This is a genomic window from Pantoea sp. B65 (assembly GCF_047308185.1).
GTDB lineage: Bacteria > Pseudomonadota > Gammaproteobacteria > Enterobacterales > Enterobacteriaceae > Erwinia.
The window spans coordinates 50,754-74,673 of record NZ_JAHXPU010000037.1 but is presented as its reverse complement, the minus strand read 5'-3'; the positions used below and the strand labels follow the sequence as shown (position 1 = coordinate 74,673).

Below are 23,920 nucleotides of genomic sequence, written 5' to 3'. Positions count from 1 at the left end.
ATGAGTATGATTAACTTATCTGGCTCACGCACCCTCCGGCACGCACTGCCGCGCCGGCTGTTGCATAACCACTCCGGGGTGGTCAGCATCGCGCTTTTTTTTGTTTTTTGCTGCGTGGTGTTCGCACTGATTACCGACAACTTTCTCAGCAGTACCAACTGGCTGAATATCATCCGCCAGAGCGCACCGCTGCTGATTGTCGCCACCGCCATGACGCTGGTGATCACCACCGGCGGTATCGATCTGTCCGTCGGATCCACCCTCGCGCTGGTCGGCGCACTGTCGGCTATCGCGCTGAATTACTGGCATCTGCCGTGGCCGCTGGTGCTGATCGGCGGCCTGCTGCTCGGCGCTCTGGTGGGGGCAATTAACGGCTTTTTTATCGCTTATGAAGGTATTCCGGCCTTTATCGTCACCCTTGCCACCCTGGCCGTAGTGCGTGGCGTCGCGCTGCTGGTGACCCAGGGTTATTCAATACCGATCCCAGCCGACAGCCCGTTTACCGTGATCGGACGCGCCTGGGTGCTCGGCGTGCCGATGCCGGCGCTGATTGGTATCGCGGTGCTGATCGTCGGCCATCTGGTATTGCAGAATATGCGCTTTGGTCGCTATGTCACCGCTATTGGCGCCAACAGTGAAGGCGCGCGCCGTAGCGGCATCAATACCAAAGCGGTAACCATGAAGGTGTATATCATCAGCGGCATGGCGGCGGCGCTGGCGGGGATGATTATTACCGCGCGCCTTGGCAGCGGATCCTCTAACCAGGGTGAGGGTTTTGAACTGCAGGTGATTGCGGCGGTGGTGTTAGGCAGTACCAGTCTGTTTGGCGGCTTTGGCACCGTTATCGGCACCCTGCTCGGCGCACTGTCGATTGCCATCATCCAGAACGGGTTGATTCTTTCACATATCTCGCCGTTTTATACCCAGATCGCCACCGGCGCCATCATCCTGTTAGCCATCTGGCTCAATACCCGCATTCTCAATCCGACCCGTTCGGCGGCAAAAGGATAGCGTATGAAAGGTTCTCTGTTTCGCCATGCTGACCCGCTACCGGTTGGCGTTGCCAGTGGCCATGTGATGACCGTGACCGGCCCACTGCCGCTGGAAAAGATGGGCGTCACCCTGATGCACGAACATATTTTACTGGATGCCTCCGGTAAATGGGTTCCCCCCTGTTGTTGTAGCGATCGCCATATTGCCACGATGCCGGTACGTATCGAAAATCTGGGCGAACTGTCGCTTAACCCTCTGATGAGTCGCGATAACTGCCAGCTGTTTGATGTTGATGTGGCGATTGAAGAGCTGATGAAGTACCGCGCGCTGGGCGGTGAAACCGTGGTCGACCCCACCAATATCGGCATCGGACGCGACCCGCACGCGCTACAGCGCATTTCACGTCTTACCGGTCTGAATATCATTATGGGCACCGGCCTCTATCTGGAGCCTTCCCATCCGGAGTGGGTGAAAACCATCAGCGTCGAACAGTTAAGCGAAAAGCTGATTTACGATCTCGGCGGCATGAGCGAGAAACCCGAGGTCATTGCCGGTCTGATCGGCGAGATTGGCATCTCCAGCCGTTTTACCGCCGATGAAGAGAAATCGCTGCGCGCCGCCGGGCGTGCCAACGCCGCCACCGGTGTCGCAATTGAAGTTCATCTGCCTGGCTGGGAGCGGCTGGGGCATAAAGTACTGGATATCCTCGAACAGGAAGGCGCCGATCTGCACCATACCGTGTTGTGCCATATGAACCCCAGCTTTGCCGATAAGCAATACCAGCGGGAACTGGCCAGCCGCGGGGCATTCCTCGAATACGACATGATTGGCATGAGCTACTACTACGCCGACGAATCCGCCCAATCCCCTTCCGATGAGGAGAATGCCCGGGCGCTGTGCGAGCTGATCGACGACGGCTATATCAATCAACTGTTGCTGTCGCAGGATGTGTTTCTGAAAACCATGCTTACCCGCTATGGCGGTCACGGCTATGGCTACATCCTGCGGCATTTTGTGCCGCGTCTGCGCCGCCACGGCGTTAGCGGCGGGCAACTTGAGACATTAATGATTGCCAATCCACAGCGCGTATTTGGTGGATAACAAGGAGATAAAGATGCAGAAGAAGGTACTGCTGGTCGGAGAATCCTGGACCAGTACGGCAACGCATATCAAGGGGTTCGATCAGTTTGCCACCGCCACCTGGCATAACGGCGCCAGCGAGTTTCTCGCTGCGCTGGCCGATAGCGAATACGCCATTACCCATATGCCAGCCCATGAGGCGCAGAGCAGTTTCCCGCTGACGGCGGAAGCGCTACAGCAGTGGGATGCGATTATTTTGTCCGATATCGGCGCCAATACCCTGCTGTTGCACCCGGACACCTGGCTAAAAAGCCAGCGCACCGCCAATCGCCTGACGCTGTTGCACGATTACGTCGCGGCAGGCGGCGGCCTGATGATGGTTGGCGGCTACTACAGCTTTCAGGGTATTAATGGCGGCGCGCGCTATCGCCATACTGCGGTGGAGAAGGTGCTGCCGGTGCGCTGTCTGGCGTGGGATGACCGTATTGAAACCCCGGAAGGCTGTTTTGCGGAAATTCAGCAACAGCATGTCCTGTTCAGTCAGCTGCCGGCGGAATGGCCGTGGCTGCTGGGCTACAATGAAGTCGAAATGCATCCTGAAGGCCAGTTGCTGGCCACCATTGCCGGTAGCGGCCATCCACTGGTCGCCACCCGTCACTATCAGCAGGGACGCTCGCTGGTATGGACCAGCGATATGTCGGCACACTGGCTACCGGCAGCCTTTTCGCAATGGCCGGGCTATCGCCAGCTGTGGATTAACTGCCTTGACTGGCTCACCGGGAAAACCACATGAGCCAGCCGACCGCGTCGCTGGCATTAGCCCGGCAACTGCTCGGCTTTGACACCATTAACCCACCGGGCAATGAGGCTGCCTGCATGCAGTTTCTCGCCGACTGGCTGCAGCAACGCGGCTTCGCCGTCACCCTGAGCCAGTTTGGTGAACGGCGGGTTAATCTGCTGGCGCAGCTTGCCGGCCACAGCGGCGAGCCACCGCTGGCCTTTACCGGCCATCTTGATACCGTGCCGCTCGGCAATCAGCCGTGGCAATACGATCCGTTTGGCGGCGATGTGGTTGCAGGCAAACTGTATGGCCGCGGCGCCAGCGATATGAAAGCGGCCGTCGCCGCTTTTGCCGTCGCCTGCGTACAGCAGCAGCAGCTGATCCGCCAGCGGCATGGCGTGCTGCTGGTGATCACCGGCGGTGAAGAGACCGGCTGCGACGGCGCCCGCGCGCTGATCGCCGAGGGGCCGCTGCCGCAGCCCGGGGCGCTGATCGTCGGCGAACCAACGGCAAATTATCCGGTAATTGGTCATAAGGGAGCACTGTGGCTGCGCTGCGAAACCCGCGGTAAAACCGCCCACGGCGCGATGCCGGAGCTGGGAATTAACGCCATTTATCTCGCCGCCGATGCGCTGGGTAAAATTCGCCAGTTTCAGCCTGGTTTAGCCCATCCGCTAATGAAGCAGCCAACGCTAAATGTCGGACGGATTCAGGGCGGGCTGAATATCAATTCGGTGCCGGACCGGGCGCAATTTGACGTCGATATCCGCACCGCGCCGGATTTGCACCATGCGGAGCTTCGCCAGCGGCTGGCGGCAACCCTCGGGGATACGGTGTCAATTGACACGCTGGTCGATCTGCCAGCGATACTCACCGGCGAGGAACATCCGTGGATCCGCCAGGTTTATCAGCGTTGTCAGCCGCTGCATGATTTAGCGCTGACCGCGCGCGTGGTGCCCTACTTTACCGATGCCTCGCTACTGCTGCCGGCGCTCGGCTCACCGCCCTGCATTATCCTTGGCCCAGGTGAACCGGCAATGGCGCACCAGACCGATGAATATTGCGAGCTGCAAAAACTTCATGCCGCTGAAGCCCTGTATGGTCAGCTGATTGCCGACTGGATGGCATAAATCACGGCTGGGAGTGATTCACTCCCGCCGAGCGGGTATTTAACGCCTGTTGTAACGAGGCATCCACCAGATAGTAGATCTGCGAATCTTTCAGCGATCCATCGAGAAATACCGTGCTCCAGTGCGTCTTATTCAGATGCTCGCTGGGCAAAACATCCTGATGTTTATCGCGCAGTAATTCGGTCAATGCCGGTGAAGCCTTCAGCGATACCGCCGGACGTCCCTGCACATCGTGCACCATGGCAAACAGCACATCATCGGTTTTAATCTGCGTGGCTTTCCAGTCACTATGGACGCTCTGTTCCGCACCCGGCTTATTCATACAGTAAGAAAGCAGATCCGAAGTTTTCATTGTTACTCCCCTTGTAGCGTGGCAACGATCTGGCGCGAACCGCCGTGAATACGATGTTCGCCAAGCCAGATACCCTGCCAGCTACCCAGCACCAGACGCCCACGACTGACCGGCAACACCAGCGAAGTGCCTAACAGCGATGACTTAATATGGGCCGGCATATCATCGACCCCTTCATAGTTATGCTGATAAGGCGCATTTTCCGGAACCTGACGTAAAAAATGGTGTTCCATATCGCTACGCACCGTGGGATCGCAATTTTCATTCAGAGTCAGTGAGGCCGAGGTATGCTGCAAAAGCAGGTGCAACAGGCCGATCTGTACATCCTTCAGGCGACGTAACTCACCGACAATCTCATCAGTAACCAGATGAAAACCACGCGATTTTTCGCCAAGGGTAAGGGTCTGCTGATACCACATCTGATAATTCCTTTGCTGAATGACTCTGGTTAAGTGTGCAGCATGTGAGCGAAAGGTAAACCCACAGCGAAAAAAAAAGCAGCAGGCAAGGCCTGCTGCTGAGGTTCTGACCTGCTGCTGCGGATTTACATCACGGCAGCAAAGGCTTCCGCCACCTGATGAACGTTGTTGGCATTCAGACCCGCCACACAGATACGGCCGCTGGAGACTAAGTAGATGCCAAACTCTTCACGCAGACGATCAACCTGTGGTGCGCTCAGGCCGGTGTAGCTAAACATCCCACGCTGTTTCAGCAGGTAGTCGAAATTAGTGCCTGGTACCGCCGCCGCCAGCACCGCGACCAGCGCCTGACGCATTTCCAGAATACGCAGACGCATCGCTTCCACTTCGGCCAGCCAGCTGGCTTTCAGCGCCTGGTCATTTAGCACGCAGGAAACCACCTGGGCGCCGAAGTTCGGTGGGCTGGAGTAGTTGCGACGCACGGTAGCTTTTAACTGACCCAGCACACGTGCGGCTTCGTCGGCGTTATCACACACCACTGACAGACCACCAACGCGTTCACCGTACAGCGAGAAGATTTTAGAGAATGAATTGCTGACCAGCGCCGGCAGCCCCGCCGCCGCAATGGCGCGAATAGCATAAGCATCCTGCTCCATACCCGCGCCAAAGCCCTGATAGGCGATATCGAGGAATGGCACCAGTTCCTGCGCTTTCAGCACTTCAGTGGTAATATCCCACTGGGCATCGGTCAGGTCAGCACCGGTCGGGTTATGGCAGCACGGATGCAGCAGCACAATACTTTGCTTCGGCAGCGTTTTTAATTTGGCGATAAACGCCTCAAATTTCACACCGTTTGATTCCGTGTCATACCACGGGTAAGTGCCGACTTCGATACCGGCGCCGCTGAAAATAGCCACGTGGTTTTCCCAGGTCGGATCGCTAACCCAGACGCCAGAGTTCGGAAAGTAGCGTTTCAGGAAGTCAGCACCAACTTTCAGCGCGCCAGATCCGCCCAGCGTCTGAATGGTGGCGATACGGCCGGCTTTCAGCGCCGGATGATCGGCGCCAAACAGCAGTGGTGCAATGGCATGCCGGTAGGCAGGCAGACCTTCCATTGGCAGATAGAGCGAGGCGCTGGCTGGTTGTGCGTTCAGGCGCTCTTCCGCTGCCGCCACCGCCTGCAACTGAGGGATCACACCCTGTTCGTCATAATACAAACCGATGCTCAAATTCACCTTATGCGGTCGCGTGTCCTGTTTAAAGGTCTCCATTAAGGAGAGAATTGGATCGCCGGCGTAGGCATCAACGTTTTGAAACACGGTGCAGATCTCCATAGCTTGGTTTTAAAGCAACCGCGCTGACTGCGCGGTTGTAATGTTCTTCAGACGCCGCTGTAACGTCCCGGGCGATGATTCATGGCGATCATCAAATTCAGGATCAGCGCGCCCGCAATCGATGCTGCCAGCATCGGCAACGACACCACAAACAGTGAGGCCAGTACCACACAGGTATCCACTGCCATCTGCAGTTTCCCGGCGCGAATACCAAAGCGATCCTGTAGCCACAGCGACAGAATATTGATTCCGCCGAGGCTGGCTTTGTGGCGAAATAGCACTATAAACCCAATTCCGGCGATCACGTTACCGAACAGTGTCGCATAAAACGGGTTCAGTGCATCAAAATGAATAAAAAGTGGATGCAACTGAGTAAAAAGGGACACCAGGCCCACCGCAGAGAAGGTCTTCAGGGTAAACGCCCAGCCCATACGGCGCACCGCCAGCCAGTAGAATGGCAGATTAATTAAAAAGAAAGCCGCGCCGAAGGAGCAGTGGGTCAGGTAGCTGATTAAAAAAGCGATACCTGCGGTACTGCCGGTCAGGGCGCCAGCCTGTTTCATCAACATCACACCAAACGAGACCATCAGCGTCCCGGTGAGGATGGCGATAACGTCTTCAATAAGGCTATGCGGGATTTTTTCCGGTACTGCGAGGGGTTGAGCGGTGTTATCCATCAGTCTGATTCTCAAGTTATTGACGCGATCAGACTGCAAAAATCGCACCAATCCGGCAACTTACTCCCCTGCCGGATGGTGCCAAAGAATTAACCAATTGATAACTAAGGCGCTTTATTGCTCATTTTTGTGCATGATCTCATCCTAAAACAATCAGATCACGCACATAATACTTTTATCATGCACAGATTGCGCAGCAATGATGATTTTCATGCACCAAAACTGCACATTACGCACCATTTTGGCGCAAAACACCTGCCGGCAGCATCATTAAGCCATTCTCTTTCAGGCGATTGAGCACTACCGAGGTTTTTACATGGGCCACACTTTGATGTCCGGCGACTAACTGGCTGATTAATGAACTTAATCCTGCCAGATCGGCGACGGCAACTTTTAACAGGTAATCCGCATCGCCGGTGGTTTTGTAGGCATCAACAATCGACGACTGTTCCGCCACCATCCGATGAAAACTTTCCACATATTCCGGGGTGTGATTAATCAGCCGGACTTCGATTAAACCGATCATGCCAAGCCCCACCGCATCCGGCGACAGCCGCGCGTGGTAACCGAGGATCAAATTAGCCTGTTCCAGATTAATGCGGCGACGCGAACACTGTGAGGCCGAGAGGCCCACTAAATCGCTCAATTCCTGATTAGTCAGGCGGCCATTGGTTTGTAATAAGGTCAGTATTTTAAGGTCAAAATCGTCGATGCTGGTCATTACCGATCCGTGTTATCTGTAAGGGCGTCGTGCCCTTACAGATAACCGCAATCTTTGCGCTATTGTCCAACACTATTTTCTGATGGCAGAAAAGCGCGACAGCGGAAAAATCACTCGTCGTCGTATTGCGGGCCGGCATAATTATCAAAGCGCGACCACTGACCGTTAAAGGTGAGACGCACGGTACCGATTGGACCGTTACGTTGTTTACCGAGGATAATTTCAGCGATGCCCTTCATATCGCTGTTTTCGTGATAAACCTCATCACGATAGATAAACATAATCAAGTCGGCATCCTGCTCAATGGAACCCGATTCACGCAGATCCGAGTTAACCGGACGTTTATCAGCACGTTGCTCCAGCGAGCGGTTAAGCTGCGACAGCGCCACCACCGGCACCTGCAACTCTTTTGCCAGCGCTTTTAACGAGCGGGAGATCTCGGCAATCTCCAGCGTACGGTTATCCGAGAGCGACGGCACGCGCATCAGTTGCAGGTAGTCGATCATAATCATGCTCAGGCCGTCGTTTTCACGGAAAACGCGTCGCGCACGGGAGCGCACTTCGGTTGGCGTCAGGCCGGAAGAATCGTCGATATACATATTCTTCTTCTCCAGCAGGATCCCCATGGTGGCCGAGATACGCGCCCAATCCTCGTCATCCAGCTGTCCGGTACGAATACGGGTCTGGTCGACGCGCGACAGGGAGGCCAGCATACGCATCATAATCTGTTCGCCGGGCATCTCCAGACTGAAGATCAGCACCGGTTTATCCTGCAGCATCGCCGCGTTTTCACACAGGTTCATGGCAAAGGTCGTTTTACCCATCGACGGACGCGCGGCGACAATAATCAGATCCGAGCGCTGCAAACCGGCGGTTTTTTTATTCAGATCCTGATAGCCGGTATCCACCCCGGTAACGCCGTCGTGCGGCGTCTGATACAGCGACTCAATACGCGAAACGGTGGCTTCAAGGATCTGGTCGATGCTTTTCGGCCCTTCATCTTTACTGGCACGGTTTTCAGCAATCTGAAATACCCGTGACTCCGCCAGATCGAGCAGATCTTCACTGCTGCGCCCCTGCGGGTCATAACCGGCGTCGGCGATTTCATTGGCCACCGAGATCATTTCGCGTACTACCGCACGTTCACGTACAATGTCCGCGTAAGCCCCGATATTCGCCGCACTGGGGGTGTTTTTTGACAGTTCCGCCAGGTAAGCAAAGCCGCCGACCATATCCAGTTCACCCTTCTGCTCCAGTGATTCGGAGAGGGTAATCAGGTCAATCGGCTTGCCCATTTCCAGCAGGCGCTGCATTTCACCAAAGATCAGGCGATGCGGACGGCTGAAGAAATCCTGCGCCACCACCCGTTCGGCAACGTTATCCCAGCGTTCGTTATCCAGCATCAAACCGCCCAACACCGACTGCTCCGCTTCCAGCGAATGCGGCGGCAGTTTCAGTCCTTCCATCTGCCGATCGCGAGTTTCGCTCGCACGGGTTTCGTTCGATTTGTTGGTGGGTTTATTTCCTGCCATAGTGAATGCAATACCGAAAATCAGTTGAGAAGACGCGCAAGTATAACCGTTTGCACGCTTTACGTCCTCTCCCATCCATCATGCTAAATCAACAGGAGTGACCATGGCAAAGCGTATTCAGTTCAGTCAGTATGGCGGCCCGGAAGTGTTACAACTGGCAGAGTTTGCGATCGCCGATCCTGCCGCCAGTGAAGTGCAGGTGGAAAATAAAGCGATTGGTATCAACTATATTGACACCTATATTCGCAGCGGGCTCTATCCGGTAGCCAGTTTGCCCTCCGGGTTAGGTACCGAAGCGGCAGGCGTGGTCACTAAAGTCGGCACGGCGGTCAGCGCGCTAAAGCCCGGCGACCGCGTGGTGTATGCGCAGTCCGCACTGGGCGCCTACAGTGAGTTGCATAATGTCGATGCGGATCGTGTCGCGCTGTTGCCTGACGCCATCTCCTTCGAACAGGCGGCAGCGTCGTTTTTGAAAGGGCTGACGGTGCACTATCTGCTGCGTCAGACCTATGAACTGCAACCGAATGAAACCTTTCTGTTTCATGCTGCCGCAGGCGGCGTCGGTCTGATCGCCTGCCAGTGGGCAAAAGCACTGGGTGCGCATCTGATTGGCACCGTCGGTTCAGCAGAGAAAGCCGCGCTGGCGAAGCAGGCTGGCGCCTGGGCCACCATTAATTACCGCGAAGAGAATATTGCCCAGCGGGTCAGTGAGCTGACCGACGGTAAAAAGGTGCGCGTAGTGTATGACTCCGTCGGCCGGGATACCTGGGAAGCATCGCTCGATTGCCTGCAACGCCGCGGCCTGATGGTCAGCTTTGGCAACGCTTCCGGGCCGGTTACCGGGGTGAACCTCGGGTTGTTGTCGCAGAAAGGTTCACTGTATGTCACGCGCCCGACGCTATTTGGCTATATCACTAACCGCGCCGAGCTGGAGCTGGCCAGCAATGAGCTGTTTTCACTGATCGCCAGCGGCGCGATTAAGGTTGAGGTGCCGGAGCAGCAGAAATTTGCCCTTGCTGATGCTCAGCAGGCGCATACCACGCTGGAGAGTCGCGCCACTTATGGCTCCAGTCTGTTGATTCCCTGATCGGCAGATACCGGTGGGTCTTGCGCCAGTGAGCCCCACCTTGAACTGGCGGCCTGCGATCCAGCAATAATATCCTTTTGCAAACTGATGATTATTCTCTTAATAAGACAGTTAATCCATGAATCGCAAAAGAGTATTTCACCGCAGTATCGGCGTTGCTTCAACAAGCGGAAAAGAGTTAGAGGTATCAACTTCAACCAGCGACAAATGCAAACGGGGCTTCCCGAAGGAAGCCCCTTGTTTCTTTCTTTTTTTAGTTCGCGCTGTTTGTAGGGTCAGCGGCGATGAATTCATATGTCACTCAACTGAAGCTATCCTGGCAGAAAACATAAGTAAAAAATATGTTTAATTGCATAAAACAGCTAAGCAAAATGCCATGTTGTGATCCAGCCCGCATTAAGCCAACCAGTTAATCACGCAAGTTATTGATTATTCAACGTGATGTCCAGTTACCGCGTCTTATCCTGGGCTTCTGGCAGGCACGGTAGATCCACACCGTCACCAGCGCCAGCAGCAGCCACGGCAACAACTTTATAACAAAAACAAATAAGCCGCCCACCATCATGACCAGGGTGGCGACCACTAACGCCGCCAGCACGCCGAGTAACGAGATGCCGGTCAGCAGCAACATCAAAAAGAATCCAGCAACAAACAGGATTTCCATACGCCAGGCTCCGTAATAAGTTAGTACCGCAGAGCTATTACAAGAAACATGCCAGAAATCAGACCAGGCTAACTGATTGAAAAACGGAGCTTTAGTGGCAACAGGCGGCAGAGAAGTTGGTTAAATTGCTTAATATTTGGCGAGCTTTTGACCAGGCAGGGCCAGCAGCGCCGCCCTGCTGTAGTCTGATCAAACGCTGGCGGGAATTTTATCAGCCACCAGCGACAGCGCTGTTTCCAGCACCGCAACATCAGCACCCGCTTTATGCGCGTTTTCGCTAAGGTAACGGCGCCACTGGCGCGCACCCGGAATGCCCTGGAATAACCCCAGCATATGGCGGGTGATATGGCCAAGGTAAGTGCCCTGCGTTAGCTCATGCTCAATATAGGGGTACATGGCGCGCACAACCGCCAGCGGATCGCGGTCCGCCACCGGCAGGCCAAACAGTTCACGGTCCACCTGCGCCAGAATGCCCGGATTCTGATAGGCCTCACGCCCCATCATCACCCCATCCAGATGCTGCAGGTGCAGTTTCACCTCATCCAGCGTTTTTACGCCGCCATTCAGCGCCATGGTCAGCTGCGGAAAATCCCGTTTCAGCTGATAAACACGCTCGTAATCCAGCGGCGGAATTTCGCGGTTCTCTTTCGGACTCAGACCGGAAAGCCACGCCTTACGCGCATGAATGATAAACATCTCGCAGCCGCCCTGCGTGGCGACGGTACCAATAAAATCACAGAGAAATTGATAACTATCCTGCTCATCAATACCGATACGGGTTTTGACCGTCACCGGTATCGACACCACATCGCGCATTGCCTTAATACAATCAGCCACCAGTGCCGCTTCGCCCATCAGACAGGCGCCAAAACGTCCGTTCTGCACCCGATCGGACGGGCAACCGACGTTAAGATTGATTTCGTTGTAGCCACGCGCTGCGGCCAGTCTGGCACACTGCGCCAGCGCTGCCGGATCGCTGCCGCCCAGCTGCAATGCCACCGGCTGCTCCTCTTCACTCCAGGCGAGATAATCTCCTTTGCCATGAATAATCGCCCCGGTGGTCACCATTTCGGTGTACAGCAGCGTTTGGCTGCTCAGCTGACGATGAAAATAGCGACAGTGGCGATCGGTCCAGTCAAGCATGGGAGCAACAGAAAAGCGATGAGCGGGTAGATTCTGGGTCATGAAAAACGATAACTCTGTGGGGGTGAATCGATGTCGATAATATGCGCAATGATATCACAGAATGGCGCAGGGGCGAGGGATGCCTCGCCCAAAAGCCACGATCAGAAGTTAAAACCAATTTGCGCCATCGCCCCCCAGGTGTTGTCATTGCCGACAGAACCCGCCAGATCGAGATGCACTGAGTTATTAAAGGGTGAGATACCAAAACCCGCGGTCGCAACATTCGCGTCGTTTGACTTCATATCCGCGCGATAACCGGCACGCAGCTGTAACCAGCTGAAAAGACGATACTCAGCGCCGACACCAGCGTACTGACTCTCCTGCTGGGTTTTAAAGCGTTTGGTTGGGGTTAAATCAATGTCCAGGCTGGTGGTCAGTTTTTCCGTATGCCAGGAGAGGCCGCTGGTGACCAGTGGGCGAATCTGATAGGTATCGGTGTAACCACTCACCTCTTTGGTATCGATATCACGTGAAATCAGGTTTTGCGCGCTTAAACCCAGCGTCCAGTTATCGCCAAAATCCGTCGCCAGACCGGCATCAAGGTTAAAACCGGTATTGGTATTTTTATAGCGGCCTTCAGTAAAGGCTGACTTATCGTAGTTGTAGACCGATACGCTGTAGTTATACAGATAAGTTTTCTGCAGCTTAGGCGTTACGCCAAGTGATACCGGATGGCCCGCCAGATTAAACTGATGCGCCATGGCAATGCCGTAGTCGGTAACAATCGCTCCACGTCCCAGCCCGGCAGAGGTTAAACGGTCTTCATCGCCAGCCAGCGGGATGATGGTGCCATCCGCCACGCCCTGTAAATAATCAATATCGCTTTGTGAAACATCGGTCGCCAGATGAGCGGTGCCGTAGACTTTGCTGACAAAGGCAAAAGGTAACACCTCATTCGGTATCGCCACGACGATGGCCGCGCCGGCGCTGCCGGTTGCGGTGTTGTTGCGGATATCACGCAGTCGGTTGGCCAGATCGCCTGCCGCCGCCTGTAGCTTTGGATAATCAGCGAAGGTGAAGCTGTCGGTCAGACCGCGGTAGCTGTCAACCGTATTGGCAATATCGTCGACTTTGTTGACCAGCTTATCTTTATCGGTTAACTGCACGCCTACGGAAGGGATAATCACGCTGACATGATCATCAGGCTGCGCTTTGGTCAACAACGCCGGATTTGCTAACGGCGCGGTGCCCCAGCTGGATGACGCGACACCGGTGCCCCCCATTGCGTCATTACGAGCATCATAGTAATTTCCTGCCGCCATGCCGCTGAACGGCACCAGTAACAGCGCTTTTAACACGATGGGATGAAAAGTCCTGAAAATACGCTCTGATATATTTGCCATTTGCCTGAAACCACCCGAATTGAAATTAACACGCTAAATGCACGCAGAATGCCCCAACCCAAATAATGCGCTTCGGGCGGACAGTCGTTGCCGTGAACTCACTCGCTTTCAGTGGGCTTATCTGGTGATTGGAGTTTTTATAATCTGTTAATGGCTAATCATTAACCCGGGCAGAGGTGGAGTAAATCCGGTTAGCCAGATAAGCATCATTTAACAGTAGACCGCTTTATTTTGTATCGCAAATCACAGAATTAGCGCAGGAAAAGATAAGTACAGGATTTAACTTAAGATAAATGAGTAAGTTGCATTACTGATTGGGCGTAATGTCAGATAAATATTATTTAACCTATCGCGACGCGGAAGGTTGGCAGCCGCGCCACTGGCGAGACGAAAACAGAGGGTTCGGCGTTTTTTGCGGTACGTGATAAAATAACATCTCATTACGGTCTGGAGATTCATCATGAGCGCCACCCTTCCTGAACAACTTCTGTCGCAGGCAGAACAACTCTGTCAGCAGCGCAATGTGCGTCTGACACCGCAACGTCTGGAAGTTTTACGTCTGATGACTGAACAGAAAGGCGCCATCAGCGCTTATGACTTGCTTGATCTGCTGCGGGTATCCGAACCGCAGGCAAAGCCACCCACCGTCTATCGCGCACTCGATTTTCTGCTGGAGCAGGGCTTTATCCATCGTGTTGAATCCAACAATAGCTACGTGGTGTGTCACCATTTTGAAGAACCGCAACACAGCTCGGCGATGCTGATCTGCGATGGCTGCGGTTCAGTAAATGAAAAACACGCCGCAGGCGTTGAAGATATTCTGCAGGTGCTGGCGCACCAGTCAGGTTTCGCCTTACGCCACAGCGTCATTGAAGCCCATGGATTGTGTGTCAGCTGTCAGGAAGTAGAAGCCTGCACGCATCAGGAAAGCTGCGAGCATGATCATTCGGTGGTAAGTAAGAAACGGGGACGCTAAATGGCGGGCGGTCTGAAGCGGCACTTTCCTTGTGCCCGGCAGGAGCATCGTCCTTAAATGGGCTTGAGATCAGATAATTCAGTCTGCATCACTGTTGCCGGTGCGGGCGGCGCTACTGCCGCCCCTGGCAAATGATTACCAGCGATAGTCGCTGTTGTGGGTTTCCCACTCCTTAACTTCTTTTTCCGCCTGATCCTTAGCGTAACCATAACGTTCCTGGATTTTACCTACCAGTTGATCGCGTTTACCTTCGATCACCGTCATGTCGTCGTCAGTGAGCTTGCCCCATTTTTCCTTCACTTTACCTTTGAACTGTTTCCAGTTACCGCTGGCTTGATCGCTATTCATAATGTGATACCTCCAGGTGATAAAGTTTCAGTGTTTCATCTTATCCATCTGCATGATGTCAGAATAAAACGCTATCCATTTGCTAAACACAGAGTTAATTGTAGTCGTGATTCGCGATAATGAGGTCACAATGCAGCAATTAACACTAATTAGCCCGTAGCAAAACAGAGTAACCACCTGAAAAACATCTATATTTAAGCCATTATTTCTGCAAAACAGTCCGGTAAGCAAATATTTCAACCAGCGAACCAGCTGTTACGCTGCCAGTGCCGCCGCCAGATAAACCACAGCGACAGGCCACGCAGCAGCAGAAACACCATCACCGCCAGCCATAAACCGTGGTTGCCTAACCATGGCAACGTCAATAAGGTGAGCGCATATCCCAGCGCGGCAATCGCCATACCGTTGCGCATTTCGCTGCCGCGGGTGGCGCCAATAAACATACCATCCAGCAGATAGCACCAGACACCAGCCAGCGGCAGAATCACCTGCCAGATAAGGTAGCGATCGGCCATATCACGCAACTCGGGTAATGACGTCAGCATAGCGACTATCGCTTCGCCGCTGCAGGCATAGAGCAGCGAGAAACTCAGCGCCACCAGCCCGGCCTGACGGCAGGACGCATGCCATACGCGCAGCAACTTATCGCTGTCGCGCGCGCCATATGCTTCGCCGGAGCAAGCTTCCACCGCATAGGCAAAACCATCCAGCGCATAGGCGGTAAAGGTGAGGAACATCAGCAGCACCGCGTTGACCGCTACCACCTCACTGCCCAGCCGCGCGCCGAGGATAGTTAATGAGGCAAAGCAGAGCTGCAACATCAGCGAACGCAACATGATGTCGCGGTTCAGCCGCATCAGGCGGCGAAGATCGCCGTACCAGCTATTTTTCAGCAGGCTAAAGGCAATTCCGCGCAGCTTTAGCACCCGCCATACCATCACCAGCCCGATAAGCAGCGTGACATACTCGGCGATTGCCGTCGCCGCTGCCGCGCCGCGCACTCCCCAACCGAGGCCGGTAACGAACCACAGGGCAAGCAGGATATTGACCAGATTGCCCACTACCAGCAGGATCACCGGCGCACGGGCATACTGCACGCCAAGCAGCCATCCGAGGAGCACCAGATTTGCCAGCGTCGCCGGAGCGCTAAGCCAGCGCACCGACATAAACAGTTGCGCCTGACGCAATACTTCGGGGTTACCGCCAACCAGCGAGGTGGCCAGCGTACTCAGCGGCTCTTTCAGCATAATAAACAGCAGACCGGCCAGCAGCGCCATGGATAATGGCTGCATCAGCGCACGCGCCAGCGCCGGTTTATCACCAGCGCCAAAGGCCTGAGCGGTTAAACCGGTGGTACTCATCCGCAGGAATAGCAGCAGCATAAACAGAAAACTGGTGGCGGTGGTGCCTACCGCCACGCCAGCCAAATACGTTGGACTGTCAAGATGGCCAATAACGGCAGTATCCACCAGACCCAGCAGGGGCACGGTGATATTGGAAAGGATCATCGGCAGCGCCAGCCGCCAGAGGTTTTTATCGGTAGCAGTAAACAATCGCCCAGGCTTCCACAACGCGATTAAGCGGCACAGCCACGCTGGCTGGCGCAAAAATGGGGTGAGACCAACAAGTTTACCTTACGCGTGCCTCAGGAAGACATCAGCGCGCGTAAGGAACAAGAGAGGTAACTTACAGCCAGTTGCCGTTGCGGATTACGCCAACCGCCAGACCTTCAATCGTCAGGGATTGCTGACGCAGATCGACCACGATCGGCTGAAAGTCGCTGTTTTCCGGCAACAGTTGCACAACATTGCCCTGTTTTTTCAGGCGCTTAACCGTGACTTCATCATCAATGCGTGCCACCACTATCTGGCCATTACGCACATCCTGAGTTTTATGCACCGCCAGCAAATCACCATCCATAATACCGATGTCTTTCATTGACATGCCGCTGACACGCAGCAAAAAGTCAGCGTTAGGTTTAAACAGATTCGCGTCGACCTGGAAATGGCCTTCAATATGCTGTTCTGCCAGTAATGGCTCGCCGGCAGCAACGCGCCCAATCAGCGGCAGCCCGGTTTCCTCTTCCATCATCAGCCGAATACCGCGCGAAGCGCCGGAGACGATCTCAATCACGCCTTTACGCGCCAGCGCTTTCAGATGCTCTTCCGCGGCATTAGGGGAACGGAAACCTAATTGCGAGGCAATCTCGGCGCGCGTAGGCGGCATACCGGTCTGACTAATATGGTCACGAATCAGATCATATACCTGCTGCTGCCTTGCCGTTAATGCTTTCATTCCGCCCCCTGGTTGTTTATACAGTCGCTGTGAGTATATACAGGTATTGGTGGCTTGGAAACCTAAAGCTGTGTAAAAAACAGCAGTTTGGCGATTTCTGTCGGCCTAAGCCCAATATGACCACAGCAGGGTGATCCAGACCAGCAGCGCCAGCAGAATACTCAGTAATACCGCCGCCGACCCCATATCTTTGGCGCGTCCGGAGAGCGGATGCTGTTCGCTGCCAATCCGGTCCACTACCGCTTCAATCGCGCTGTTCAGCACTTCCACGATAATCACCAGCAGCACCGAACCAATCAGCAACACGCGCGTGACGGCATCAACATGCAGCCAGCAGGCAATGATAATCGCCACCACCGCAGCAACGGATTCCTGACGAAATGCGGCCTCATTCTGCCAGGCTGCACGTAACCCTTTCCATGAGTAGCCTGCCGCTTTTATGATGCGTGTCAGACCAGTTACATTATTTGCCATAATTATGGAACCCTTTGAGATGTTTAACGTCCACTTCTGGGTGGCGCACATATTGCAACACAACAGATCTTAATAGCGCTTTCTGGTATGCTTGCCGCGCTTTGCTAACAAGAGGCTTCATGTTGTCTATGTCAGGTTGGCGTAATTTCTACTACAAGTTATTAAACTTACCACTCTCATTTTTGGTGAAGAGTAAAGCTATCCCGGCCGATCCGGTAGCGGAACTTGGGCTCGACAGATCGCGCCCCATTATGTATGTATTGCCTTATGATTCAAAGGCTGATCTCCTCGCGCTACGTGCGCAATGTCGCAAACGTGACTTGCCCGACCCGCTGGATCCGCTGGAGATCGATGGTACGGTTTTACCACGTCATGTGTTTATCCATGACGGTCCGCGTCTGTTCCCCTATTTCGTCCCGAATCTCGAATCGGTAAAACTGTTCCACGACTATCTGGATCTGCATCGCAGCAACCCGGCGCTGGACGTGCAGATGGTACCGATTTCGGTGATGTTTGGTCGTGCGCCGGGACGTGAAGTTCAGGGCGAGCAAACGCCGCATCTGCGCGTACTTAACGGCGTGCAGAAGTTCTTTGCCGTTATCTGGTTAGGGCGCGACAGCTTTGTTCGCTTCTCACCGACCGTTTCGCTGCGCCGCATGGCCACCGAACACGGCACCGATAAGACCATCGCCCAGAAGCTGGCGCGCGTGGCGCGCATGCATTTCGCCCGTCAGCGTCTGGCGGCGGTCGGCCCGCGCCTGCCGGTACGTCAGGAGCTGTTTGGTCGCCTGCTGCAGTCGAAAGCTATCGCCAAAGCGGTAGAAGATGAGGCGCGTACGCGTAAAATCTCCCATGAGAAAGCGCAGCAAAACGCCATTGAACTGATGGAAGAGATTGCCGCCGATTTCTCCTATGAAGCGATCCGTCTCACCGATCGTATTATGGGCTGGACGTGGAGCAAGCTCTACCAGGGGATTAACGTCAACGGCGGAGAGCGGGTACGTCAGCTGGCGCAGGACGGCCATGAGATTGTTTATGTGCCCTGCCACCGCAGCCATATGGACTATCTGCTGCTCTCCTATGTGCTTTATCATCAGGGGCTGGTGCCGCCGCATATTGCCGCCGGTATTAACCTGAACTTCTGGCCGGCCGGACCGATTTTCCGCCGTCTCGGGGCATTCTTTATTCGCCGCACCTTTAAGGGCAATAAGCTGTATGCCACGGTGTTCCGTGAATACCTCGGCGAGCTGTTTACCCGCGGTTATTCAGTGGAATACTTTGTGGAAGGTGGCCGTTCACGCACCGGACGTCTGCTCGATCCGAAAACCGGCACTCTGTCGATGACCATTCAGGCCATGCTGCGCGGCGGTAACCGCCCAATTACGCTGGTGCCAATCTACATCGGCTATGAGCATGTGATGGAAGTGGGGACTTACGCCAAAGAACTGCGGGGCGCGACCAAAGAGAAAGAAGGCTTTATGCAGATGGTGCGCGGCTTACGCAAGCTGCGCAATCTCGGCCAGGGTTACGTTAACTTTGGCGAACCGCTGCCGTTGATTAACTATCTGAATAAGCATGTACCGGAGTGGCGTGACTCGATTGATCCTATCGAAGCCCAGCGTCCCGGCTGGCTGACGCCTGCGGTGAATGATATCGCCCAGCGCGTGATGGTACGGATTAATAATGCCGGTGCCGCCAATGCCATGAATCTGTGCGTCACGGCGCTGCTGGCCTCGCGCCAGCGCTCGCTGACGCGCGAGCAATTGACGGAACAGCTCGAATGTTATCTCCAGCTGCTGCGCAACGTGCCTTACTCGCCGGATGCGACGGTGCCGGATATCAGCGCTGAAGCGCTGCTGGATAGTGCGCTGGGCATGAATAAGTTTGAAACCGAACAGGACAATATCGGTGACATTATTATTCTGCCGCGTGAGCAGGCGGTGCTGATGACCTACTACCGTAATAATATCCATCATATGCTGGTGTTACCGGCCCTGATTGCGGCCATTGTGCAGCAGCATCGCGAACTGTCGCGGGCGGAGCTGTTACGTCAGGTCAGCGTCATTTACCCCATGCTGAAAAGTGAGCTGTTCCTGCGCTGGAGCAAAGAGGAGCTGCCGCAGGTGCTGGACGATCTGATTGCTGAACTGTCCCGTCAGGGGCTGCTGGCCGGCGATGACAACCGTCTGCGCTTTATCCCGGCACGTTCCCGCACGCTGCAACTGCTGGCTGCCGGGGTACGTGAAACCTTGCAACGTTATGCCATTACCTTCTCGATTCTCAGTGCTAACCCGGCGATTAACCGCGGCTCACTGGAAAAAGAGAGCCGCACCATGGCCCAGCGCCTGTCGGTGTTGCACGGTATTAACGCGCCGGAGTTCTTTGATAAAGCGGTGTTCTCCTCACTGGTCCTGACCTTACGCGACGAAGGCTATATCAGTGATACCGGTGATGCGCTGATTGAGCAGACGCAGAAAGTTTATCAGCTGCTGGCAGATCTCATCACGCAGGAAGTCCGTCTGACGATTGAAAGTGCCGTGGTGGCGGAGCAACCGCTGTAAACGCCAGCTTCGCCCGACACCCAGTGACGAAAACGCCCGGTGAGATTCACCGGGCGTTTTTATTTCCGGGCGCGGCGTCAGGAAAATCAGCTGCCGTAGACCGCAAAGGTAAACGCCAGATAAGCGGCGAGAGTGGAGGTCATATCGCCGACATCTTTCGTCGGGTTCACTTCGGTGATCGCCATCGCGGCACAGTGCGGCGCCAGCATGGCCACCATCTGTAAAGCCTCATCAGAAGTAATACCGCCAGGTTCATGCGCTCCGGCCCCGGGCGCATAAGCAGGATCAACGGAATCGATATCAAACGATAAAAACAGATGATCCGCACCTTTTACCTGCTGCAGAATATATTTTACCGTTTCATCCGGTCCCATTTTTAACACCTGCCGCGCCGATAAATGCACCAGCTGGTTATCGTGTTTAAACTGGCCGGATGCCGGAAAATTGAAGTGTCTTTCACATACCTGAATGCAGTCCTGCGGTGCAATACGTTCCAGCTCAAGTGACCGGCGCATCCCGCTTGACTGGCTGAAGCGCCCCTGTGATTCACTCTCATCCATCAGATCCAGATGGGCATCAAAATGTACGATGCCGATACGACCCGGTAAGGCATCGTGTACCCCTTTGGCAATCGGAAACAGCAGGCTATCATCGCCACCAATCATAATTGGCACGCGACCGCTGTTAATCGACTCGACTACCGTCCGGGTAGTGGCAGCGAAGGTTTTCAGCGTGTCAGAGGGAATAACCGCCACATCGCCGCGGTCGATAAATAATTCATTGCCGACATCCATAATGGTGTCATTTTCAAGGCTGTAAATTTTGCCATCCTGAATACGCATATTAATCCAGCGGGCGCACTCACGTACTTTCGCCGGCGCATGACGTGAGCCTGGCCAGCCGAGGGTGGCCTCACCATCAAAGGGAATACCCCATAATTCGAACTGTCTTTTCTGTTGCATAAAAACCTCTGTGATTTAACTAACCGCGACCAGTGTGTAAATATTTACCCCATCTTTTTTCCGCATAGCGGAAGCCCCCGACCATAACCAGGGTAATAAGCAGATAAATAACGCCAGCCGTTGCATAGGGTTCAAACTGAATGTAGTAATTAAGACTGATATTTCTTGCCACGCCGGTGAGTTCCATCAACGTCACCGTACTGGCCAGCGAGGTGGCATGCAGCATCATGATCATTTCATTACTGTACAGCGCTAAAGATCGCGTCAGCATTGCTGGCAGCAATATGCGTCGGACGCGACAGCTATAAGTCATGCCATAGGCTTTTGCCGCTTCAATTTCACCAGGCGGCAGGCTATTGATACTGCCGGTAAAAATCTCGGTGGTGTAGGCTGAGGTATTCAGCACAAAGGCCAGCAAGACACAAAAAAGCGGGCTGGACAGCCATGGCCAGAAAATCGATGTCTGAATAAAACCGAACTGGCTCAGCCCGTAATAGATCAGGAATAGCTGAATCAATAGCGGCGTACCGCGAAAGACAATGGTATACAGACTGATAACACTGTTAATCACCACCGAACCCTGGTTTCTGAGCAGCGCGAGACTCAGCGACAGAATAAAACCAAGCGCCAGCGCACCGGCCGTTAGCAACAGAGTCAGCAGCGTACCATTCAGGTAGTCCCGGCTATTTTCGGCAATAATCGCCCAGTTCATATTTTCACCACCCTGATACCCGACGCATATTTTTTCGTTAAATATTTCAGTATCACCACTGACAACAGTGATACGACGAAATAAAATGCGCCCGCCAGCAGATAGAAGGTAAAGGGTTGCCCGGTGGCCTCGGCTGCGCTGCGGGCCCTTGACATTAAATCCTCAAGGCCCAGCAATGAAACCAGCGCCGTTGCTTTGATCAGCACCAGCCAGTTATTGGTAAACCCCGGCAATGAAAGCCTGATCAGCTGCGGCAAAATAATAGCGCTAAAAATCTGCAACCGGCTGAATCCGTAGGCCTGTGCCGCTTCAAGCTCACCGCGTGCGATATTAATCAGGGCGTTATAAAAGGTGCCCGTCATATAGGCGCCGAGAATAAAACCGAGAGTCGCCACACCCGCCACAAACGGACTAATTTCGAAAGTATAATCACTGCCATAACGTTCAAAGCCGGCATTAACCAACGCAGGCAAACTGTAGAATACAAATAACATCATCACCAGGTCAGGAATACCGCGCGCCAGCAATGTGTAGCCAGACACCAGACCAGAGATAATGCGGTTATTTTTTGTTTTCCACAGCGCACAGGCCAGTCCGATTACCGTTGCGATAATCAGGGAGGTAAATGCCAGCCGCAAAGTTACCCCTCCCGCCTCCAGTATCAGGATAATATATTGTGCCACCATCAAAAATTACTCAGCTGTGAAGTACTTCTTATTAAGAGCACTCAGGGTGCCATTCTCTTTTATCGTCCTGATACCTTTGTTGATATCCGCTAACAGTTCGGTATTGCGTTTATTAATCGCGATCGCCACACCTTCACCAAATTCCGGTGCATCTTTCCCGCTCAGGCGAGGCCCGACGAACTGATAATTTTTACCGTCACTGGTCCGCAGGAAACTGTAATCGATTTGGGCTTCATAACTCATATGGACATCGGCACGCCCCGCTTTCAACTCCAGATAGGGCTCGCTGCCGCTGCTGTATTTTTTAATAATACTTTGTTTATAGTTTTTGGTGACATAAGCATCCATTGGCGTCCCGCTCTGAACCGCAATCACCTTGCCTTTCATCCCTTCCGGCGAGGTGTCGCTAATTGCCCCCTTTCTGGCGACAAAACGGAAGGTCGGATGATCGTAAATATCACTGAATGCCATCGCCTTACGGCGCGCTTCCGTGACGGTCAGTTGTGATATTAATGCATCATATTTACGATTTAATAGTCCCGGGATCATCCCGTCCCAGGCGGCGCTGATGATTTTGCAATTAAGTTCCGCGGCCTTGCAAACCGCCTCTGCCAGTTCAATATCATAGCCCACCAGCTTGCCATTAGCATCGATCGATTCAAACGGTGGGAAAGTGGCATCTGTGGCAATGGTAATCTGCTCTTTACTCAGCGCGGCGCTAGCCTGAATGCAAAGCGCAAGACCAAGAATAACTTTCGCTATTTTCTTCATAAATATCTCCCGATGTAGGCATAGCATTCCACTGGCAGCGCGATTGCTACCGGAATATAAGTGAATAAAATTATTTAATATTGCTGGATAAGAATTGCTTTAATCGTTCACTGTCCGGATTTGAAAATATCTTTTCTGGCGGCCCCTCTTCTTCAATAATTCCCTGGTGCAGGAATAACGTTTTGGTTGAAACATGGCGGGCAAATCCCATTTCATGGGTCACCACCAGCATGGTTCGCCCTTCTTCGGCGAGTTTTTGCATAATCAGTAATACCCCATTAACCCTTTCAGGATCGAGGGCGGAAGTCGGCTCATCAAATAACATCACTGCCGGATCCATCGACAGCGCTCTGGCAATCGCCACCCGCTGCTGTTGCCCACCTGACAGCGCAGCGGGATATTGCGACCAGCTTCTTTTATCCATGCCGACTTTAAGCAAATTGATTTCGGCTTGTTCCCGCGCCATCTGTTTAGCCATTCCGAGAACTTTTACCGGCGCTTCCATCACATTCTGCAGGACGTTCATATGTGACCATAGACAGAAATTCTGAAATACCATCGACAATCTGCCGCGTATTTTTTTCAGCTGCCGGGCATCTTTGGCCAGCAGATTACCGCTGCGACTGCAACGACGTGTATGCAGTTGTTCACCATTCAGCCTGATAATCCCTTCCGAGGGCTGCTCCAGGTAATTAATACAGCGCAGAAAAGTACTCTTGCCAGAGCCGCTGGAACCAATAAGCGAAATTACCTCACCGCTGGCGGCGCTCAGCGATACGCCTTTCAGTACTTCATGGTCGCCATAACGCTTATGTAAGTTTGTCACTGATAACATAT

Annotated in this window: 25 protein-coding genes; 7 read left to right on the top strand and 18 right to left on the bottom strand. The window is 53.8% G+C overall.

What is annotated here, in order from left to right:
- Positions 1–9: 9 nt before the first annotated feature.
- The 4 genes from JWF83_RS16865 to JWF83_RS16850 all read left to right on the top strand — a co-directional run bounded on the left by JWF83_RS16865 (position 10) and on the right by JWF83_RS16850 (position 3,984).
- Positions 10–1,011 carry an ABC transporter permease gene (locus JWF83_RS16865; RefSeq protein ID WP_413651817.1) on the top strand — a complete coding sequence of 334 codons (1,002 nt, stop codon included), beginning with the start codon at positions 10–12 and terminating at the stop codon, positions 1,009–1,011.
- 66 nt (positions 1,012–1,077) lie between these two features.
- Complete coding sequence (locus JWF83_RS16860; protein WP_413651568.1) at positions 1,078–2,094, top strand: phosphotriesterase; 1,017 nt, start codon at positions 1,078–1,080, stop codon at positions 2,092–2,094.
- A gap of 13 nt (positions 2,095–2,107) precedes the next feature.
- Entirely contained in the window at positions 2,108–2,866 is a 759-nt protein-coding gene (locus tag JWF83_RS16855; RefSeq protein WP_413651567.1) for a glutamine amidotransferase, read from the top strand.
- A complete protein-coding gene (locus tag JWF83_RS16850) occupies positions 2,863–3,984 on the top strand; it encodes a M20 family metallopeptidase (protein ID WP_413651566.1) in 1,122 nt (373 codons plus the stop codon). Before JWF83_RS16855 ends, JWF83_RS16850 begins: the two co-directional genes overlap by 4 nt.
- Position 3,985: 1 nt before the next feature.
- Here the strand turns inward: JWF83_RS16850 and JWF83_RS16845 are convergent, their stop codons facing one another.
- The 6 genes from JWF83_RS16845 to dnaB form a co-directional block, all read right to left on the bottom strand.
- Positions 3,986–4,336 (bottom strand): MmcQ/YjbR family DNA-binding protein, encoded by a 351-nt coding sequence (locus JWF83_RS16845; protein WP_413651565.1) that lies wholly within the window; start codon positions 4,334–4,336, stop codon positions 3,986–3,988.
- 2 nt (positions 4,337–4,338) lie between these two features.
- Complete coding sequence (locus tag JWF83_RS16840) at positions 4,339–4,755, bottom strand: secondary thiamine-phosphate synthase enzyme YjbQ (protein WP_413651564.1); 417 nt, start codon at positions 4,753–4,755, stop codon at positions 4,339–4,341.
- A gap of 125 nt (positions 4,756–4,880) precedes the next feature.
- Positions 4,881–6,074, bottom strand: coding sequence for an amino acid aminotransferase (locus tag JWF83_RS16835; protein WP_413651563.1), 1,194 nt, complete (start codon positions 6,072–6,074; stop codon positions 4,881–4,883).
- Positions 6,075–6,136: 62 nt separating this feature from the next.
- Complete coding sequence (locus tag JWF83_RS16830) at positions 6,137–6,766, bottom strand: YitT family protein (RefSeq protein ID WP_413651562.1); 630 nt, start codon at positions 6,764–6,766, stop codon at positions 6,137–6,139.
- 229 nt (positions 6,767–6,995) lie between these two features.
- Positions 6,996–7,487 carry an Lrp/AsnC family transcriptional regulator gene (locus tag JWF83_RS16825; protein WP_413651561.1) on the bottom strand — a complete coding sequence of 164 codons (492 nt, stop codon included), beginning with the start codon at positions 7,485–7,487 and terminating at the stop codon, positions 6,996–6,998.
- A gap of 110 nt (positions 7,488–7,597) precedes the next feature.
- Positions 7,598–9,019 (bottom strand): replicative DNA helicase, encoded by a 1,422-nt coding sequence (gene dnaB / locus JWF83_RS16820; protein ID WP_413651560.1) that lies wholly within the window; start codon positions 9,017–9,019, stop codon positions 7,598–7,600.
- Between the two features lie 103 nt (positions 9,020–9,122).
- Here dnaB and JWF83_RS16815 point away from each other — a divergent pair, with 103 nt between their 5' ends.
- Positions 9,123–10,106 (top strand): quinone oxidoreductase, encoded by a 984-nt coding sequence (locus JWF83_RS16815; protein WP_413651559.1) that lies wholly within the window; start codon positions 9,123–9,125, stop codon positions 10,104–10,106.
- Between the two features lie 433 nt (positions 10,107–10,539).
- On the opposite strand, the gene pspG is transcribed toward JWF83_RS16815, so the two are convergent.
- The 3 genes from pspG to JWF83_RS16800 all read right to left on the bottom strand — a co-directional run bounded on the left by pspG (position 10,540) and on the right by JWF83_RS16800 (position 13,298).
- On the bottom strand, positions 10,540–10,770 hold the full coding sequence (gene pspG / locus JWF83_RS16810; protein ID WP_413651558.1) for an envelope stress response protein PspG: 231 nt from the start codon (positions 10,768–10,770) through the stop codon (positions 10,540–10,542).
- Positions 10,771–10,959: 189 nt separating this feature from the next.
- Positions 10,960–11,955 carry a tRNA dihydrouridine(20/20a) synthase DusA gene (gene dusA, locus JWF83_RS16805; RefSeq protein ID WP_413651557.1) on the bottom strand — a complete coding sequence of 332 codons (996 nt, stop codon included), beginning with the start codon at positions 11,953–11,955 and terminating at the stop codon, positions 10,960–10,962.
- 101 nt (positions 11,956–12,056) lie between these two features.
- The gene (locus JWF83_RS16800; RefSeq protein WP_413651556.1) at positions 12,057–13,298 is read right to left on the bottom strand and encodes a conjugal transfer protein TraF; all 1,242 of its coding nucleotides are present in this window, start codon (positions 13,296–13,298) and stop codon (positions 12,057–12,059) included.
- A gap of 460 nt (positions 13,299–13,758) precedes the next feature.
- On the opposite strand from JWF83_RS16800, the gene zur reads away from it, so the two are divergent.
- Positions 13,759–14,274, top strand: a complete 516-nt coding sequence (gene zur / locus JWF83_RS16795; RefSeq protein ID WP_413651555.1) for a zinc uptake transcriptional repressor Zur — start codon at positions 13,759–13,761, stop codon at positions 14,272–14,274.
- Positions 14,275–14,409: 135 nt separating this feature from the next.
- On the opposite strand, the gene JWF83_RS16790 is transcribed toward zur, so the two are convergent.
- The 4 genes from JWF83_RS16790 to JWF83_RS16775 form a co-directional block, all read right to left on the bottom strand.
- Positions 14,410–14,622 carry a CsbD family protein gene (locus JWF83_RS16790; protein ID WP_413651554.1) on the bottom strand — a complete coding sequence of 71 codons (213 nt, stop codon included), beginning with the start codon at positions 14,620–14,622 and terminating at the stop codon, positions 14,410–14,412.
- Positions 14,623–14,858: 236 nt separating this feature from the next.
- The gene (gene dinF, locus JWF83_RS16785; RefSeq protein ID WP_413651553.1) at positions 14,859–16,175 is read right to left on the bottom strand and encodes an MATE family efflux transporter DinF; all 1,317 of its coding nucleotides are present in this window, start codon (positions 16,173–16,175) and stop codon (positions 14,859–14,861) included.
- A gap of 133 nt (positions 16,176–16,308) precedes the next feature.
- Positions 16,309–16,917, bottom strand: coding sequence for a transcriptional repressor LexA (lexA, locus tag JWF83_RS16780; RefSeq protein ID WP_413651552.1), 609 nt, complete (start codon positions 16,915–16,917; stop codon positions 16,309–16,311).
- 105 nt (positions 16,918–17,022) lie between these two features.
- Positions 17,023–17,391, bottom strand: a complete 369-nt coding sequence (locus JWF83_RS16775) for a diacylglycerol kinase (protein ID WP_413651551.1) — start codon at positions 17,389–17,391, stop codon at positions 17,023–17,025.
- 128 nt (positions 17,392–17,519) lie between these two features.
- Between JWF83_RS16775 and plsB the strand changes: the two genes are divergently transcribed.
- Complete coding sequence (plsB, locus tag JWF83_RS16770) at positions 17,520–19,952, top strand: glycerol-3-phosphate 1-O-acyltransferase PlsB (protein ID WP_413651550.1); 2,433 nt, start codon at positions 17,520–17,522, stop codon at positions 19,950–19,952.
- An 86-nt stretch (positions 19,953–20,038) separates the two neighbouring features.
- On the opposite strand, the gene JWF83_RS16765 is transcribed toward plsB, so the two are convergent.
- The 5 genes from JWF83_RS16765 to JWF83_RS16745 form a co-directional block, all read right to left on the bottom strand.
- Entirely contained in the window at positions 20,039–20,914 is an 876-nt protein-coding gene (locus JWF83_RS16765; protein WP_413651549.1) for an arginase family protein, read from the bottom strand.
- A gap of 19 nt (positions 20,915–20,933) precedes the next feature.
- The gene (locus JWF83_RS16760; RefSeq protein WP_413651548.1) at positions 20,934–21,626 is read right to left on the bottom strand and encodes an ABC transporter permease; all 693 of its coding nucleotides are present in this window, start codon (positions 21,624–21,626) and stop codon (positions 20,934–20,936) included.
- Positions 21,623–22,312, bottom strand: coding sequence for an ABC transporter permease (locus tag JWF83_RS16755; protein WP_413651547.1), 690 nt, complete (start codon positions 22,310–22,312; stop codon positions 21,623–21,625). Before JWF83_RS16755 ends, JWF83_RS16760 begins: the two co-directional genes overlap by 4 nt.
- Before the next feature lie 6 nt (positions 22,313–22,318).
- On the bottom strand, positions 22,319–23,083 hold the full coding sequence (locus JWF83_RS16750; RefSeq protein ID WP_413651546.1) for a transporter substrate-binding domain-containing protein: 765 nt from the start codon (positions 23,081–23,083) through the stop codon (positions 22,319–22,321).
- A gap of 70 nt (positions 23,084–23,153) precedes the next feature.
- Positions 23,154–23,918, bottom strand: a complete 765-nt coding sequence (locus tag JWF83_RS16745) for an ABC transporter ATP-binding protein (RefSeq protein WP_413651545.1) — start codon at positions 23,916–23,918, stop codon at positions 23,154–23,156.
- Between the last annotated feature and the right edge of the window lie 2 nt (positions 23,919–23,920).